Below are 387 nucleotides of genomic sequence, written 5' to 3'. Positions count from 1 at the left end.
TCGCCGACCAGTGTCCGGTGGTGATGCGGTCGGGGGCGACGGGCAGCGGCCCGATGTCCTGGGCGGCGAGGGTGAGGGCGATCTTCACCTCGGGAACGTCGACCGGCGTGCCGTCCGGTCCCTCGACGTAGACGTGCAGGGCGTTGTCGCCGGCCTGGGCGGGGTCGAGGTCGACCGAGACGACGCCCTTGCCGTTCGTGCCGCCGGTGTCGAAGGGCATGGTCAGGCTCACCGCACCACTGCCCTGCCCGGTCGCCGGGGCCGAGGACGAGGTGGCGGCGGCCGCCCGCGCGTCCTGCTCGGTGCGGCCCGGCTCGGTCTGCGTCAGCACCGTGGTGACGGCCAGCAGCACCACGGCGACGCCCGCCTCGGCGATCCGGCGGGCGT

General features: G+C 75.2%; 1 pseudogene. It reads right to left on the bottom strand.

Features of this window, described 5'->3' with window-relative positions:
* Positions 1-387 (bottom strand): annotated as a pseudogene (locus tag LPA54_RS41730) (hypothetical protein); the annotation flags it as partial.

Source organism: Streptomyces sp. DH12 (assembly GCF_020873895.1).
Taxonomy (GTDB): Bacteria; Actinomycetota; Actinomycetes; order Streptomycetales; family Streptomycetaceae; genus Streptomyces.
The sequence above is the reverse complement of the archived record's forward strand: the minus strand, read 5'-3'. Positions and strand labels throughout refer to the sequence as shown.